General features: G+C 64.0%; 16 protein-coding genes. 8 read left to right on the top strand and 8 right to left on the bottom strand.

Translation table 11 applies throughout. The features are described from left to right. Positions 1-10: 10 nt before the first annotated feature. On the bottom strand, positions 11-694 hold the full coding sequence (locus ACPPVR_RS34285; protein WP_426610939.1) for a GntR family transcriptional regulator: 684 nt from the start codon (positions 692-694) through the stop codon (positions 11-13). A 157-nt stretch (positions 695-851) separates the two neighbouring features. Between ACPPVR_RS34285 and tcuA the strand changes: the two genes are divergently transcribed. The 4 genes from tcuA to ACPPVR_RS34265 all read left to right on the top strand — a co-directional run bounded on the left by tcuA (position 852) and on the right by ACPPVR_RS34265 (position 4,180). Continuing rightward, the gene (tcuA, locus tag ACPPVR_RS34280) at positions 852-2,243 is read left to right on the top strand and encodes an FAD-dependent tricarballylate dehydrogenase TcuA (protein ID WP_426610938.1); all 1,392 of its coding nucleotides are present in this window, start codon (positions 852-854) and stop codon (positions 2,241-2,243) included. Continuing rightward, positions 2,230-3,336 carry a tricarballylate utilization 4Fe-4S protein TcuB gene (gene tcuB, locus ACPPVR_RS34275; RefSeq protein WP_426610937.1) on the top strand — a complete coding sequence of 369 codons (1,107 nt, stop codon included), beginning with the start codon at positions 2,230-2,232 and terminating at the stop codon, positions 3,334-3,336. The genes tcuA and tcuB overlap by 14 nt, the downstream gene beginning before the upstream one ends. Positions 3,337-3,437: 101 nt before the next feature. Continuing rightward, positions 3,438-3,596 carry a DUF5993 family protein gene (locus ACPPVR_RS34270; RefSeq protein ID WP_426610936.1) on the top strand — a complete coding sequence of 53 codons (159 nt, stop codon included), beginning with the start codon at positions 3,438-3,440 and terminating at the stop codon, positions 3,594-3,596. An 11-nt stretch (positions 3,597-3,607) separates the two neighbouring features. After that, positions 3,608-4,180 carry a disulfide bond formation protein B gene (locus tag ACPPVR_RS34265; protein WP_426610935.1) on the top strand — a complete coding sequence of 191 codons (573 nt, stop codon included), beginning with the start codon at positions 3,608-3,610 and terminating at the stop codon, positions 4,178-4,180. Positions 4,181-4,330: 150 nt separating this feature from the next. On the opposite strand, the gene pncB is transcribed toward ACPPVR_RS34265, so the two are convergent. The 3 genes from pncB to ACPPVR_RS34250 form a co-directional block, all read right to left on the bottom strand. Continuing rightward, complete coding sequence (gene pncB / locus ACPPVR_RS34260) at positions 4,331-5,635, bottom strand: nicotinate phosphoribosyltransferase (protein WP_426610934.1); 1,305 nt, start codon at positions 5,633-5,635, stop codon at positions 4,331-4,333. 87 nt (positions 5,636-5,722) lie between these two features. Further along, on the bottom strand, positions 5,723-6,553 hold the full coding sequence (locus ACPPVR_RS34255; RefSeq protein WP_426610933.1) for a putative nucleotide-diphospho-sugar transferase: 831 nt from the start codon (positions 6,551-6,553) through the stop codon (positions 5,723-5,725). A 194-nt stretch (positions 6,554-6,747) separates the two neighbouring features. After that, positions 6,748-7,674: a LysR family transcriptional regulator gene (locus tag ACPPVR_RS34250; RefSeq protein ID WP_426610932.1), complete on the bottom strand. Its 927-nt coding sequence runs from the start codon at positions 7,672-7,674 to the stop codon at positions 6,748-6,750. Between the two features lie 93 nt (positions 7,675-7,767). Here ACPPVR_RS34250 and pcaH point away from each other — a divergent pair, with 93 nt between their 5' ends. Both pcaH and pcaG read left to right on the top strand, forming a co-directional pair. Beyond that, positions 7,768-8,550, top strand: coding sequence for a protocatechuate 3,4-dioxygenase subunit beta (pcaH, locus tag ACPPVR_RS34245; RefSeq protein ID WP_426610931.1), 783 nt, complete (start codon positions 7,768-7,770; stop codon positions 8,548-8,550). A gap of 3 nt (positions 8,551-8,553) precedes the next feature. Further along, positions 8,554-9,180: a protocatechuate 3,4-dioxygenase subunit alpha gene (gene pcaG, locus ACPPVR_RS34240; protein ID WP_426610930.1), complete on the top strand. Its 627-nt coding sequence runs from the start codon at positions 8,554-8,556 to the stop codon at positions 9,178-9,180. A 24-nt stretch (positions 9,181-9,204) separates the two neighbouring features. Here pcaG and ACPPVR_RS34235 read toward each other — a convergent pair whose 3' ends face one another. The 3 genes from ACPPVR_RS34235 to ACPPVR_RS34225 form a co-directional block, all read right to left on the bottom strand. Beyond that, positions 9,205-9,819: an NYN domain-containing protein gene (locus tag ACPPVR_RS34235; RefSeq protein WP_426610929.1), complete on the bottom strand. Its 615-nt coding sequence runs from the start codon at positions 9,817-9,819 to the stop codon at positions 9,205-9,207. 513 nt (positions 9,820-10,332) lie between these two features. Beyond that, on the bottom strand, positions 10,333-10,722 hold the full coding sequence (locus ACPPVR_RS34230; RefSeq protein WP_426610928.1) for a nuclear transport factor 2 family protein: 390 nt from the start codon (positions 10,720-10,722) through the stop codon (positions 10,333-10,335). Positions 10,723-10,761: 39 nt separating this feature from the next. Then, entirely contained in the window at positions 10,762-11,475 is a 714-nt protein-coding gene (locus ACPPVR_RS34225; RefSeq protein ID WP_426610927.1) for a DJ-1/PfpI family protein, read from the bottom strand. A gap of 60 nt (positions 11,476-11,535) precedes the next feature. Between ACPPVR_RS34225 and ACPPVR_RS34220 the strand changes: the two genes are divergently transcribed. Then, complete coding sequence (locus ACPPVR_RS34220) at positions 11,536-12,567, top strand: GlxA family transcriptional regulator (RefSeq protein WP_426610926.1); 1,032 nt, start codon at positions 11,536-11,538, stop codon at positions 12,565-12,567. A gap of 15 nt (positions 12,568-12,582) precedes the next feature. Here ACPPVR_RS34220 and ACPPVR_RS34215 read toward each other — a convergent pair whose 3' ends face one another. Next, positions 12,583-13,485 (bottom strand): helix-turn-helix domain-containing protein, encoded by a 903-nt coding sequence (locus ACPPVR_RS34215; RefSeq protein ID WP_426616239.1) that lies wholly within the window; start codon positions 13,483-13,485, stop codon positions 12,583-12,585. Between the two features lie 51 nt (positions 13,486-13,536). On the opposite strand from ACPPVR_RS34215, the gene pobA reads away from it, so the two are divergent. Beyond that, a complete protein-coding gene (gene pobA, locus ACPPVR_RS34210) occupies positions 13,537-14,709 on the top strand; it encodes a 4-hydroxybenzoate 3-monooxygenase (protein ID WP_426610925.1) in 1,173 nt (390 codons plus the stop codon). Position 14,710: the final 1 nt, after the last annotated feature.

Raw genomic sequence — 14,710 nt, 5'->3', positions numbered from 1 at the left:
GGCTCGGGCGCTACTGCTTCTGCAACAATTTTAGTCGGCAGCGCAGCGCCTCGCGGATATGCGCGCGGGCAAGCTGCTCGGCCTTGTCGCCGTCGCGTGCGGCGATGGCGTCGATGATGGCCTGGTGCTCGCCATGGCTGGTCGAGGGCCGGCCCGACACCGTGAACGTGGTGGGGCCGAGAAGGGCGATCCAGTCCTGCAATTCGCCTGATGCATTGTCGAGATAGCGGTTGCGCGCGGCGCGGCAGATCGCCTCGTGAAAGGCGCGGTTCAGTCTCGCCATCTCGGCGGCGTCGGTCTCGGAAGCCTCGACAAAGGTCTGCTCGATATCCCTGAGCGCGTCGACCTCGGTCGCAGAGGCGTGCTCGGCGGCAAGGCGCGCGGCGGCGCCTTCCATGATCTCGCGCATGGCGTAGAGCTCGAGCATCTCGGAAATATCGAGATTGCGGACGATCAGACCGCGGCCTCCGGCGGGCTCGACGAAGCCGCGCGCTGCGAGCCGGCCCAGGGCTTCACGGACCGGGGTGCGGCTAACCTTCAGCCTCTGCGCGACTTCTTCCTCGCGCAGGCGGTCGCCAGCGCGGTAGCTGCCGGCCTGGAGCGCCTCGCAGAGCGAGCGGAACACCGCTTCGCCCAGCGCCACGCCACCGCCACGTGCGATCGATCCGCTTGCCTTTGCCGGGCGTCTGGCCACGTGACCTCTGAACGCGATGCGCATCCTGCCCATGCAGAGATGCCGCTTGCGCGGGTTCTGTATATCTTTGTATACAAAAGTACGCAATAGCGGACCGGCTTGACCGGGGCCTCCTGCGCGCAGAATGTCTCTAACTTCGTCCCATCAGGCAGACGGCATGAGCAGCAAATACGACGTGCTGGTGATCGGTGGCGGCAACGCGGCGCTGTGCGCGGCGATCGCGGCACGGCGCGGCGGCGCGTCGGTGCTGGTGCTCGAGGGGGCACCAAAATTCTACCGCGGCGGCAATACCCGCCATACCCGCAACATGCGCTGTGCCCATGACGCGGCCACTGAAATCCTCACCGGCCCCTACACCGAGGAGGAGTTTTGGGAGGATCTGCTGCGCGTCACCGGCGGGCAGACCGACGAGGTGCTGGCCCGCCACATGATCAGCGAGTCCAAGGATATCCTGAACTGGATCGTGGAGCAGGGGGTGCGTTGGCAGCCGTCGCTCGGTGGCACGCTGAGCCTCGGCCGCACCAATTCCTTCTTTCTCGGCGGCGGCCGGGCGATGCTGAACGCGCTGTATCTGACCGCCGAACGGCTCGGCGTCGACGTTGAATACGACGCCGAGGTCACCGACCTCGTGATCGAGGACGGCATGTTCCTCGCCGCCCGCCTCAAGCGGCCGATCAACAGCGAGACCGAGATCCGCGCGACGTCGCTGGTTGCCGCGGCCGGCGGGTTCGAGGCCAACATCGAATGGCTGAAGCAATATTGGGGTGATGCCGCCGATAATTTCCTGATCCGCGGCACGCCCTATAACCGTGGCACGATCCTGAAAATGCTGCTCGCCAAGGGCGTGCAGGAGGTCGGCGATCCCACCCAGTGCCACGCGGTCGCGATCGATGCCCGCGCACCGAAATTCGACGGCGGCATCATCACGCGCCACGACTCCGTCGTGTTCGGGATCGTCGTCAACAAGCACTCGCAGCGCTTTTACGACGAGGGTGAGGACATCTGGCCGAAGCGTTACGCGATCTGGGGCCGGCTCGTCGCGGCGCAGCCCGACCAGATCGCCTACATCATCTTCGACTCGACCGTCGTCACCTCGTTCATGCCGACGCTGTTCCCGCCGATCGCCGGGCAGACGATTGCCGAGCTCGCCGCCAAGCTGACGCTCGATCCGGCCGCGCTGGAAAAGACGATCACCGAATTCAACGCCGCGGTGCGGCCCGGCACCTTCGACCACACCATTCTGGACGATTGTCGCACCGAAGGCATCACGCCGCAGAAGACGCATTGGGCGCGGCGGATCGAGACGCCGCCTTATCTCGCCTATCCGGTGCGGCCCGGCATCACCTTCACCTATCTCGGCACGCGCGTGACCAAGGAGGCGCGCATGCTGATGGCGGACGGCAAGCCGTCGGCCAATATGTTTGCGGCCGGCGAGATCATGGCCGGCAACGTGCTTGGCAGGGGCTATGCGGCCGGCATAGGCATGACCATCGGCAGCGTGTTCGGGCGGATCGCAGGACGGGAAGCGGCGAAACATGCACGGAACTAGAATTCTGGACGAGGCCGACCGTCTGATGACGGTCTGCAATTCCTGTCGCTATTGCGAGGGTCTGTGCGCGGTGTTTCCGGCGATGGAGATGCGCCGTGCCTTCTCCGACGGCGACCTCAACTATCTCGCCAATCTCTGCCATTCCTGCGGCGCCTGCTACGTCGACTGTCAGTTCTCGCCGCCGCACGAATTCAACGTCAACGTTCCGCAGACGCTGGCGATCGCGCGCGCCGAGTCCTATGCGGCCTATGCGTGGCCGCAGGAGCTGTCCGGCGCCTTTGCGCGCAACGGCCTCGTCATCAGCGTCGTCGCCGCGCTCAGCATGGCCGCCTTCATCTTCGGCTTTGCGGCCTTGAACGACCGCAGCGTGCTGTTCGGCGTTCACACCGGGCCGGGCGCGTTCTACAGACTGATGCCGCACAACGCGATGGCCGCACTGTTCAGCGCTGCCTTCCTCTATGCGATCCTCGCGCTGGTGATGAGCGTGCGCGCCTTCTGGCGCGACATCGGCACGCCGATCGGGGGACGCGCCGACGGTGGCTCGATCTTTCAGGCGATCCGCGATGCCGGCGAGCTGCGCTATCTCCATGGCGGCGGGGTCGGCTGCAACAATGAGGACGAGCGGCCTACCGACCGACGCAAGCTCTATCATCACCTGACCTTCTACGGCTTCCTGCTGTGTTTTGCCGCAACGTCGGTGGCCACTCTGTATCATTATCTCTGGGGCCGCGAGGCGCCGTATCCTTGGTGGGATCTGCCCGTCGTGCTCGGCACGCTCGGCGGCCTCGGCCTCATCGTGGGACCGATTGGATTGTTCATCGCTAAATCGCGCCGTGCCCCCGAGTTGCTCGACGAGCACCGCTACGGCATGGATGTCGGCTTCATCGCCATGCTGTTCCTGACCGGCCTCACCGGCCTCGCGCTTCTGATCCTGCGAGAGACTGCCGCCATGGGGCCGCTGCTGGCGCTGCATCTTGGCGCGGTGTTCGCGCTGTTCATCACCATGCCCTATGGCAAGTTTGTGCACGGCATCTATCGCTTCGCGGCGCTGGTGCGCTATGCGCAGGAGCGGCGCAGCGAAGCCGGCTCTTGAACGACGCGGCGGTGCCGACGGGAAGCGCCGAATCGCGGAGAGATGTATGTGTCTCTCGCCCCGTTTACGCAGGGTGCGAATCGCCCGAGGAGCCGACGCGGATGTACATGTTTCTGCCTTTCCTGCTGGCGCTCGTGGGTTGCGGCTGCGTCTGGCGTTCGCGCGCGGGACTGGGGTATTTGCTTTGGAGCGCAACAGTCGTCGTCACGGTCGCATGGTTCTTCCACCACGCGACCGATCCGCTGAGATTTTCGTTCTGATCGCGCAAGACATGGACACGACGAAGATGAACGAACGACGGTCACCCGCCGCGATACTGAATATGCTTGGGCTGTTTGGGATCTCGTTGGTCCTGACGGTGGCGTTCTATTATCAACTGGCGCTCGGCGAGCTGCCCTGTCCGCTTTGCTTGCTGCAACGGGCCGGGTTCATCGCGATCGGCATCGGGTTTCTGTTCAACCTGCGCATCGGGGAACGTGCGTCGCACTATGCGATGGTTCTCATCGGCAGCCTCGTCACCGGCTTTATCTCGATCCGGCAAATGTCGCTGCATCTGGCCCCGGGCGATCCCGGATACGGCTCGACGCTGTTTGGTTTGCATTTCTACACCTGGGCGCTGATCGCGGCGGTAGGCGTCGTGTGCTACGTCGCGCTTGTCTTCGTCCTGAAGGATGTCGCGGGCAAACGGGACGTCGGCGGAGACGCGTCCATGAACGGGCTGGCATCGAACGCGCTGTTCGCGATCTTCGCATTGTTGATTGCCGCAAATCTCCTGTCCACCGTGCTGGAGTGTGGAGCGGGCCAGTGCGACGACAATCCGGTCCGCTATCTCCTGCTCAAGTGACCCGGCGCGTCGTATCGTTCATGACTGCGGCAAGTGTCAGCCTCGCGCCGCATCGCGTCTTCGACAGCCGGAATTGGCGCTGTATGAGCGAGCCGATGCCTCGGAATCGTTCCGTGCAATTTGCCCGATCGAGAGAAATTGAGCCTGGCGCTAGACCAGCACCGGCTTGCGCACCCGGCCGGCATCGCCGAACACCCGCAAATAACGCTCGATCTCGGAGGGCATGCCGGTCGACTTTTCCGGATTGTCAGAGAGCTTGACGGCTGGGTGTCCGTCGACCGACGTCACCTTGCAGACCAGCGAGATGGGATCGAGATTGATCGAGCCATCCGGCGGGCAGCCGACGAAATCATTGGTGAGGTTGGTGCCCCAGCCGAACGAGAGCCGCACCCGGCCGCCGAAATGGTGATAGGTCTCCTCGATCGAGCCGACGTCCATGGCGTCTGAGAACACCAGCAGCTTGTCCCTGGGGTTGCGACCCTTCGATTCCCACCATTTGATGATTTCCTCGCCAGCCTGGATCGGCGGCGCGCTGTCGGGGCGGAAGCCGGTCCAGTCAGCGACCCATTCCGGCGCATCGCGCAGGAAAACTTTGGTTCCGAAAGCGTCGGGCAGGGCGATCAGCAAATTGCCGCCATAGGTCTGCCGCCACTGGTCGAGGATGCGATAGGGCGCCCAACGCAATTCCTCGTCATCCCTGGCGAGCGCGGCCGCCACCATCGGCAGCTCGTGCGCGTTGGTGCCGATCGCCTCGAGATCGTTGTCCATTGCGAGCAGCACGTTGGAAGTCCCGATGAAGGACGAACCCAGGCCTTCCTTCACCGCCTCGACGCACCAGCGCTGCCACAGGAAGCCGTGGCGGCGGCGGGTGCCGAAGTCGGACAGCCGCAAATTCTCGAGCTTGCGCAGCCGCTCCACCTTGGTCCACAGCTTGGCCTTGGCGCGGGCATAGAGCACGTCGAGCTCGAAGCGGCCGCGGCCTTTCATCGCCGAGCGCGAGCGCAGCTCATTGAGGATGGCAAGCGCCGGGATCTCCCACATCGTGGTGTGGGTCCAGGGCCCATGGAAATGCAGCTCGTACTGCCCCTCGACCTTGCGCAGCTCGTATTCGGGAAGGCGGAATTCTGCGAGCCAGCGGATGAAGTCCGCCGAGAACATGTGGGTCTTGCCGTAGAAGGTGTTACCGGCAAGCCAGATCAGCTCCTTCTTGGTGAAACGGATGGTGCGGGCATGGTCGAGCTGGGCGCGCAGTTCGCCCTCGTCGATGATCTCGGCAAGGCGCACATGGCGCGAGCGGTTGATGACCGAGAAAGTCACCTGCTGACTCGGGTAGTTCTCCCGAATCATTTGTAACATCAATAGTTTATAGAAGTCGGTATCAAGCAGGCTGCGGATGATGGGATCCAGCCGCCAGCTGTGATTGTAGGTCCGGCTCGCAATGTCGGTCACTGTCATGGGATAATTCTAGCGTGGCCGCCGCTGCCCAACCAGTGGGTTTGGCGTAGGGCTGGCCACCGCCTGGCAGCCGGCGAAGCACTGCTATCACCGCCGCTGAAACAATTCCCGGGTCCAGCGCAGCGGCGCGGTCACCCGCCAGGAAGTGGAGTTCTGGACCGCCGCCAATTGCGCCCGCGCCTGATCCCGCTCCGACAGGACTTCGTACCGCTCGGCCAGCGCGGAATCCCGCTCCCCTGTGACCCAGTCGCGCATGGCCGCGTCCTCGCGCCACTGGCCGAACTGACGGGCGATTGCCTGACGCAAATCGGCGTTGAGCCGTTCGCGCATCGACGCCGTCAGTGCATCCGCCTCGACCATCTTGAGCCGCGTCGACGGATTGCTGATCCCGGCATAGTGGTGAACGATCGGATCCGGTGCGGTGGCGAGGCCGGGTATCGAATTCCAGGCGGTATCGAGACGCGCGAGACGGGACCGGTTCGGCTCGTCCGGGCGATCCGGTCCGAGCCCCAGACAACCATCGTAACCGAGTGCGTGCAGTATTGTCGCCTGGTCAAACCAGGGATGCGGCAATTGGCCGATCTCCCAGACCCGCTTGAAGAATGCGCGCGACCAGTCGTTCGCACGGATCAGCATGACGCCTGAGTTGAAGTGCGGAACGAAATCGGCGGCCATGATCTCGGACGTTTCCGGACCGTGCCAGGCCATGTGCAGATGGGCATCATCCACCGCGGCCGTCCTGACGTCGACATCGTTGCGAAGCACGATGGCATCGACGTCCATCCAGAGCACGAAGTCGAAATTGCCGTCGAGAGCCGTGCGGATCGCCTGGATCTTCAGCCATCCGCGTGGACGCTCCCAGTCGTTGCCGTGAACGAAGCGCTGCTCATACCCATGAGCCGCCGCGAAGGCCTTCATGCGGGGAAGTGTAAAATCTGCCAGCGGCCTCTGAACGGAATCGCAGGCTGTCAGAAGGCACACGCTGGACTTCACGAGACCCTTCCGAACGCCGTTGGCGTTCCCTTCGCACGTCGAACCAAATTTTAGCTTAGTCTTCGTGGTGCAGCCAATAGTTCTGACGTGAACCGCCGTTCGCAATCAGCGCGTCAAACTCACGCACTGGCTGTTGCAGCTAAGGACTCCAGTTGTGCGCGAATCCAGCGATGTGCGGGGTCCTTCTGATAACGCTGGTGCCAGACCATGAACATCGGCAGCTCGGCCAGCGTTCTTGTGCGTGAAGCAAGCGGAATTGGCACATGCCCGAATCCGCGCATCACGCCGGACGCCAGCAGGCTCGGCATGCTCGCCAGCATCTGCGAGCCGCGCAGGAAGGACGGCACGCCGGAGAAGCTCGGCACGGAGATGGCGATGTCGCGGTGGAAGCCGTTGGCAGCAAGCCGACGATCGAAGTCGAGCCGCTCATTGTCGGTATAGACCACGGTGACGTGGCGAGCCGCGAGATAGGCGCTGCGGCTGTCCGGCGCGGTGCGCGCCTTGGGATCGAAGTAGCAGACGTAATGATCGCTCAGCAGGCGCTTCTGCACGATATCGACGCCGGACGGCGGAAGCGGCGTGATCAGGAGGTCGCAGCGGTTCTCACGCAGCATCGCAGGCGAGGGGGATTGCGACGGGATCACGCGCAGGTTCAGGCTCTTTACTTGTGCGGAGACATGATCGAAGAACTTTGGCAGCAGGAGATCGCGCTGCAGATCGTTGGCGGCAATCGTCAGCGATAATTGTGCAAGCGCCGGCTCGAAAACGATGCCGCCGGCAAAGCTGCGCATCTCGTCGATCAGCGCGCGCGCCTTCGCGGCCAGCGCATGGGCATGGGCGGTCGCGACGATGCCGCGGCCGGATTTTGCGAACAGCGGATCGCCGGCGATCCGCCGCAGCTTGTTCAGGGCGTGGCTGACAGCCGATTGCGTCAGGCCGAGTCGCGTGGCCGCCGCCGTCACCGAGCCTTCCTCCAGCACCGCCAGGAAGAGTTCGAGGGCGTGGCCGTCCAGTGCCAAATGATCGATTTTCTTCATGGAATTCATTATAATCGATCTATTTATCCGGGGAATAGACCGGTCCATGATCTCCCGATAAGCCGCGCCCGGAACCGGGCGCTACAGGGAGAGACAACGCCGATGAATGCCCAGGCGCCAGCCTTGCAGGATCCCCGCCTCAACCGCCCCGAGCCGTTCAGCCCTCGCGACGTCGGCTTCTTTCAGCGCGACCGCACTATTCATCCGCCGGCCCATGCGCCCGGTTACAAATCCTCGGTGCTGCGCTCGCCCCGCCAGGCGCTGCTGTCGATCGAGAACTCGGTCTCGGAAATCACGGGGCCGGTGTTCGGTCACAACGATCTCGGCCCGCTCGACAACGATCTGATCCGCAACTACGCCAAGGACGGCGATCCCGTCGGCGAACGCATCATCGTCCACGGCCGCGTGCTGGATGAGACCGGCCGCGGCGTTCCGAACACGCTGGTCGAGTTCTGGCAGGCCAATGCCGGCGGACGCTACCGGCACAGGAAGGACACCTATCTGGCGCCGATCGATCCGAATTTCGGCGGCTGCGGCCGCGCGCTGACGGACGACGCCGGCTATTATTATTTCCGCACCGTGAAGCCCGGGCCCTATCCCTGGCGCAACTTCGTCAATAGCTGGCGTCCCGCCCACATCCACTTCTCGGTGTTCGGCTCGGGCTTTGCGCAGCGGCTGATCACGCAGATGTATTTCGAGGGCGACCCGCTGATCCCGGTCTGCCCGATTCTGACGACGATCCCGGACAAGGACGCGCTGGACCGCCTGGTGGCGCCGCTCGACCTCAACGCCTCGACGCCGTTCGACTCGCTCGCCTATCGCTTCGACATCGTGCTGCGTGGCCAGCGCTCCACCTATTTCGAAAACCGCACTGAGGGGAACTGAGCCATGCCGCAGCCGCTCAACTATCTCAAGGAAACCGCCTCGCAGACCGCCGGGCCCTACGTCCATATCGGCCTGATCCCGGCCATGGCCGGCTTCGACATTTTCGAGAAGAACTTTTCCAACGTGCTGGTGACAGCGACCACGCCGGGCGAGCGCATCACGCTTGAAGGCAAGGTGATCGACGGCAGCGGCACGCCATTGCGCGACGTGCTGCTGGAGATCTGGCAGGCCAACGCAGCCGGCCGCTACCACCATCCGGCCGATCGCTCGGCCGGCGCGCTGGGCGAAGACTTCCGCGGCTGGGGCCGCGCCGGCTCCGATTTCGAGAGCGGGCTGGTGACGTTCGAGACCATCAAGCCGGGCGCGATCATCGACAAGGCGGGCCGTAAATGCGCGCCTTACGTCAACATCTGGATCGTCGCGCGCGGCATCAATATCGGGCTCAACACCCGGCTCTATTTCTCCGACGAAGAAGCCGCGAATGCCGCCGATCCCGTGCTCAATCTCGTGGAGCCGCCGGTGCGCCGCAAGACGCTGATTGCTGCCCGCAGCGAACGGGCGGGCGAGATCGTGTATTCCTTCACGATCAACTTGCAGGGGCCGGAGGAGACGGTGTTTTTCGACGTCTGACGGTCCGCCGATCGTCCTGCAGGATCATTCCACCGGGTCACCTCGATTGATCGCTCCGCGCGCGGTGGATTGCGGTGGTTGTTGACGCATCTCGCGCGATCCCGGCCGTTCCGCCGGATCGCGCGCCACTCTTGACTTCAGTTCCGCCAGATCAATGAAGATGTCCGCCTGCCGGCGCAGTTCGTCGGCGATCATCGGCGGCTGGCTGGTCAGCGTGGAGATGACGGTCACCCGGACGCCGCGGCGTTGCACGGCTTCCACCAGCGACCGAAAATCCCCATCACCCGAGAACAACACGATTTGATCGACGTGCTCGGCGAGCTCCATCGCTGTCACGGCGAGTTCGACATCCATGCTGCCCTTCACCTTGCGGCGGCCGGTGGTGGCGTCGACGAACTCCTTGGTAAGCTTGGTAACGACGGTGTACCCGTTATAGTCGAGCCAATCGATCAACGGGCGGATTGACGAGTATTCCTGATCCTCGATGATGGTCGTGTAGTAGAAGGCCCGCAGCAACACACCTCGGCCGCGAAATTCGCTGAGCAGACGCCGGTAATCGATATCGAAACCGAGTGCCTTGGAGGTGGCATAGAGATTGGAGCCATCGATGAAGAGTGCGATCTTCTCAAGCGGAGACATTATGCACAAATCTCCAGTTCCGCACGAAAGCCGGCAGGTTCGGTCGCCAAGGCACGGTATCTCGGCTCGTTGTGTCGGCCGGGAAATACGCAAGTCGCCGATGGCTTGCTGAAAAAATAGCGCAGACGACCGGACAGGGTGTGGCCGTCTTGCGCCAAGGTTAGGGAGGTCCCGTGCCACCAGCGCCAGGGCGCCGAATGCAGCCACGCTAAGGCGCGCGCATTCCAGGCTCAATCGTACGGAGGTAAACGGACCTTATCCAAAGGGTTGGACGCTCTATACGAAGGTAAGTAGATGGCCGGAAATAACGGCGGGTCCGGTCCAAATTGGCCAGATCCCGGCTACGGTCGCCTTCGATTTTCGAACGACGCGCGCGCCGGGAAGGTCGCTCCTCCTTTGCGACCAATTTTAGGGGCCGGACGAGACGATGTTCTTCGACGTCTGATTCGTCCCGCCCAAAATGAATCGGCCCCATCCGAAGTTGGGGCCGATCCTGTTGTCGCAACGCGCGGGCTAGAAGCCGGTCGGCCCCACTGCTCCGATCCAGCGCTTGACCTTGGTGGGGTCCTTCTCGTCCATGTAGAAGAAATGGGCCATCGTCGGTCGCACCGGCGCAATGTTCGGGTCGTCGAAACGCATCGCGACCTTGCCGTGAAAGATCTTGAGCCCGGGGCTATCCCAGAACTCGACGACGTCGTGCAGCGCGGTGAAGCCGCGGTCGATGAACTGCCGCAAATTGCTGCGGATCGCCTCGCGGCCGTGCCAATCGGCGACGCCGAGATTGCAGATCGCGTCTTCGGCGAAACAGTCGAAGCCCTTGCCAAAAGTCTTGTCGTCGATCTCTTTCCACATCGCGAGCAGCCATTCCGGCGGCGCGGTTTTGGTGAAGGTTTTCGTGCTCATGGTCTCTCCGTTGATTTGTTGAGTGTGAGGTCTTGCGAACTAGCCGCTCGCGGTGGCGATCCCGAGCCTCGCGGCCACGCGTCGGGCGGTCGCCTCCCGTTGCGCGGTGATGTCGGCCACGGCACGCCTCGCTTGGTTGAGGATCAGGCCGGGGGCACGCTCCGGCGTGCCGCTGTCGAACGGCGGTTCCGGCGCGTACTGCATGTAGAGCTGGATTACGCGCGCGACGTCGTCGCCGCGTAGCTCGGCCGCGAGCCGGAGGGCCCCGTCAATGCCGGCCGTGACGCCAGCGGCAAAGATCCAGTTGCCGTCGATGACAACCCGCTCGTTGACAGGAATGGCGCCGAACAGTGGCAGTAGGTGAAATGAAGCCCAGTGGGTCGTCGCCCGCCGTCCCCGGAGCAATCCCGCCGAGCCGAGAAGCAAGGCGCCGGTGCAAACCGAGAATACGCAGCGCGCGCCCGCAGCCTGCCGCTCGATCCAGGACAGGACCTCGTCGTCCTCCATCACGCCTTCCTGGCCGAAGCCGCCCGGCACATGAAGCACATCGAGCCGGGGAGCGTCGTTGAACGTTGCATCCGGCGTCAACCGCAGGCCTCTGACGTCGCGAACCGGTTCGGTCGTTTTGGCGTAGATGCGATAGGTCGTATTCGGAATGCGAGACAGCACTTCGAAGGGACCGGTCAGATCGATCTGGTCGAGGCCGTCGAACAGCAGGGATCCGATGTGCAGGTGCGTCTCGTGCGGGATCATGGGTTTGCTCTCAATTCGAAGCTGGACAGCAATAACCTAACGGGGCACGCTGTGGCTGAGATGCCAAAGTCCCCTCGTTTCCCGCCAAATTCCGTCGCACGCGAAACGCGCGCCTCCGGCCGGGGCAGCGCCGTTCGCGTGATCGAGATGCTGGCCTACCCAGCCGTGCAGTTGCTCGACGTCACCGGGCCGCTCCAGGTGTTCGCGACCGCCAACGAGCAGATCGTAGAGGGGGGCGGAACGCCGCCCTACATCCTTCGGGTGGTGGCGAAAGACCGCGCGCGCGTCACGGCATCGTCGGGATTGGAGATTGCAACAGAGCCGCTTCCGCGCGGCGCAAGCGCGCTGGACACGCTGATGGTCGCAGGTGGCCCGGGCGTTGATTTGGCCGCGGCCGATCCGGCGCTGCTGGAGTGGCTGCGGCGGCGCGTGAATAAGGCGCGGCGCGTGGCGTCGGTCTGCACAGGCGCATTTCTGCTAGGCGCATCGGGCGCGCTCGACGGGCGGCGCGCGGTGACACATTGGTCGTACTGCGCCGAGCTCGCGCGCCGCTTCCCCGCCGTGCGCGTCGAGTCCGATCCGATTTTCGTGCGCGACGGCACGATCTGGACGTCGGCGGGGGTGACGGCCGGCATCGACCTCGCGCTGGCGCTGGTGGAAGAGGATCTGGGCCGCACCACGGCGCTTGCGGTGGCGCGCTATCTCGTCGTCTTCCTCAAGCGGCCGGGCGGTCAGGCGCAGTTCAGCGAGGCGCTGTCGCTGCAATCGGCCGAGGACGAATTCGGCGCGCTGCACGACTGGATCGACACGCATCTGGCCGGCGACCTGTCGTTGCCAAGACTCGCGCGTCAGGCCGGGATGAGCGAACGCAGTTTCAGCCGGCATTATGCGCGCGCCACCGGCTTGACGCCGCTGCGTGCGATCGAGCGGCTTCGGGTTGAGGCTGCGCGGCGAATGCTGTCCGAGACACGGCTGCCGGTGAAGAGGATATCCCAGCGCTGCGGCTTCGGCTCGGAGGAAACCATGCGCCGCAGTTTTTTGCGCGTGCTTGCCACCGCGCCGCAGGACTATCGTCGGAGGTTCGGCTCCTGAATTGGTCCAGGCCTGCTATTCTCCGCGATGGAGCTGCGCGCGGAAGTCGCGCGGCGACAGGCCGGTAGCTGCAGCATAGACTCGGCTGAAATAGGCGGGGTCCTCGAAGCCGAGCGCGTAGGCGATCGTCGAGACCGGAAGGTTGGTATAGACGAGGTTCCGGCGCGCCTCGCGGATCAGCCGGTTCAGGATCAGATGCGAAGCAGTGTCGCCGGTCGCCGCGCGCGTCACCCGGTTGAGATGGGTCGGCGTGATCGACAGCGCCTCGGCGTAATCTGCAACGGTCCAGCGCTCCAGATGATGCTGTTCGAGCAGGGCCTCGAAGCGGCGGAACAGGCCGGACTCCGCGATGCCATGGCGGCCGCTTTCGCTCGTGAGCACACGCGCCACAAGTCCGATCATGGCCGCCGACAATGCGCGCAGCACATGCGCGCGGCCGAAATTGCGCGCAGCATGCTCGGCAAATATTTGCTTCATGGTGATACGGATCTGCGGCGTGCCGCGTACCACGGCCGATCGTGACAGCGCGCCGCGCAGGCCTTCGGCAGCGAGCAGCGCCTCGTCCAGGATTTCCGCGGCGATGGTCAGCACCCAGCCCTGCGTGCCGGGCACGAAGCGGAAGCCGTGGACGTGGCCGACCGGGACGTTGACGATCTGCATTGGCTTCAGCGGCACCACGCGTCCGTCGAGCGTTGCTTCGCCGCCGCCGCGCTCGATCAAGAGCACCTGGTGCAGCCGGGCGTGGCGGTGCACGGCGAGCGTCCAGTCGTGCAGCACCGAGCGGGACGCAATCGTCTCGCAGTGCACGACGTCCGGCAGGTCGCCGGACTCGCCGAACAGATTGTAGACCCGGATCGCCGGGGCTGGGGCTGCGGTTCTCATGTTCGAATTGTACAAGACAAAGGCGAAACCCTCCATCGGTTTGCAGAGATGATTCTGCAAAAACTGCGTCGACGGGAGGATGGAAAAATGAAAGTGCAGGTCTGTATCATCGGCGGCGGGCCGTCCGGGCTGCTGCTGTCCCAGCTCCTGCACCTCAAGGGCATCGACACCGTCGTGCTGGAGAAATACAGCCGCGACCACGTGCTGGCCCGCATCCGCGCCGGCGTGCTCGAGCATGGCTTTGCCAAGCTGATGCGCGAGGCGCAGTGCGGCGAGCGGATGGACCGCGAGGGCGAGATCCACAACGGATTCGAGATCGCCCATGACGGGGTTCTCTCGCACATCGATCTGCACAAACATTCCGGCGGCAATTCGGTGCTGGTCTACGGCCAGACCGAGCTGACGCGCGACCTCTACGAGGCGCGGGATCGGCTCAGTGGCAAGGTCGTGCACAACGCCGAGGACGTGACGCCGCACGAACTGACGTCGGACCGGCCGTACGTGACCTACCGTTCTAATGGGCAAACGATCCGCGTCGATTGCGATTACGTCGTCGGCGCCGACGGTTTTCACGGCGTCAGCCGTAAGTCGATCCCGAAGGATGTGCTGCGGGAATACGAGAAAGTCTATCCGTTCGGCTGGCTTGGCGTGTTGTCGCGCACCAAACCCGTATCGCCGGAGCTGATCTATGTGAAGCATGCGCGCGGCTTTGCGCTGTGCTCGCTGCGTTCGCGAGTGTTGAGCCGCTATTACGTCCAGGTGCCGCTCACCGACAAGGTCGAGGACTGGTCGGACGATGCGTTCTGGGCCGAGCTGAAGCGTCGTCTGCCGGACGACGTTGCTGCGCGCCTGATCACGGGGCCGTCGATCGAGAAGAGCATCGCGCCCCTGCGCAGCTTCGTCGCGGAGCCGATGAGCTACGGCCGCCTGTTCCTTGCCGGTGACGCCGCGCACATCGTGCCGCCGACCGGCGCGCGCGGGCTGAACAGCGCCGCTTCCGACATCTACTATCTCTACCACGCCATGCTCGCGCATTATCAGCACGGCGACGATTCCGGGCTCAAGGGCTATTCAGCCAAGGCACTGGCGCGGATATGGAAGGCGCAACGCTTCTCGTGGTGGATGACGATGCTGCTGCACCGCTTCCCCGACCGTTCCGAGTACGAAGACAGGCTTCAGCAGACAGAGCTGGAGTATCTGGTCTCGTCCGAGACGGCGCAGCGGTTGCTCGCGGAGAATTATGTCGGGCTGCCGTTTTAGG

The sequence above is a fragment of the Bradyrhizobium sp. McL0616 genome (genome assembly GCF_049993385.1).
Classification (GTDB): Bacteria; Pseudomonadota; Alphaproteobacteria; order Rhizobiales; family Xanthobacteraceae; genus Bradyrhizobium.
This window is presented reverse-complemented; position numbering and strand designations above follow the sequence as displayed.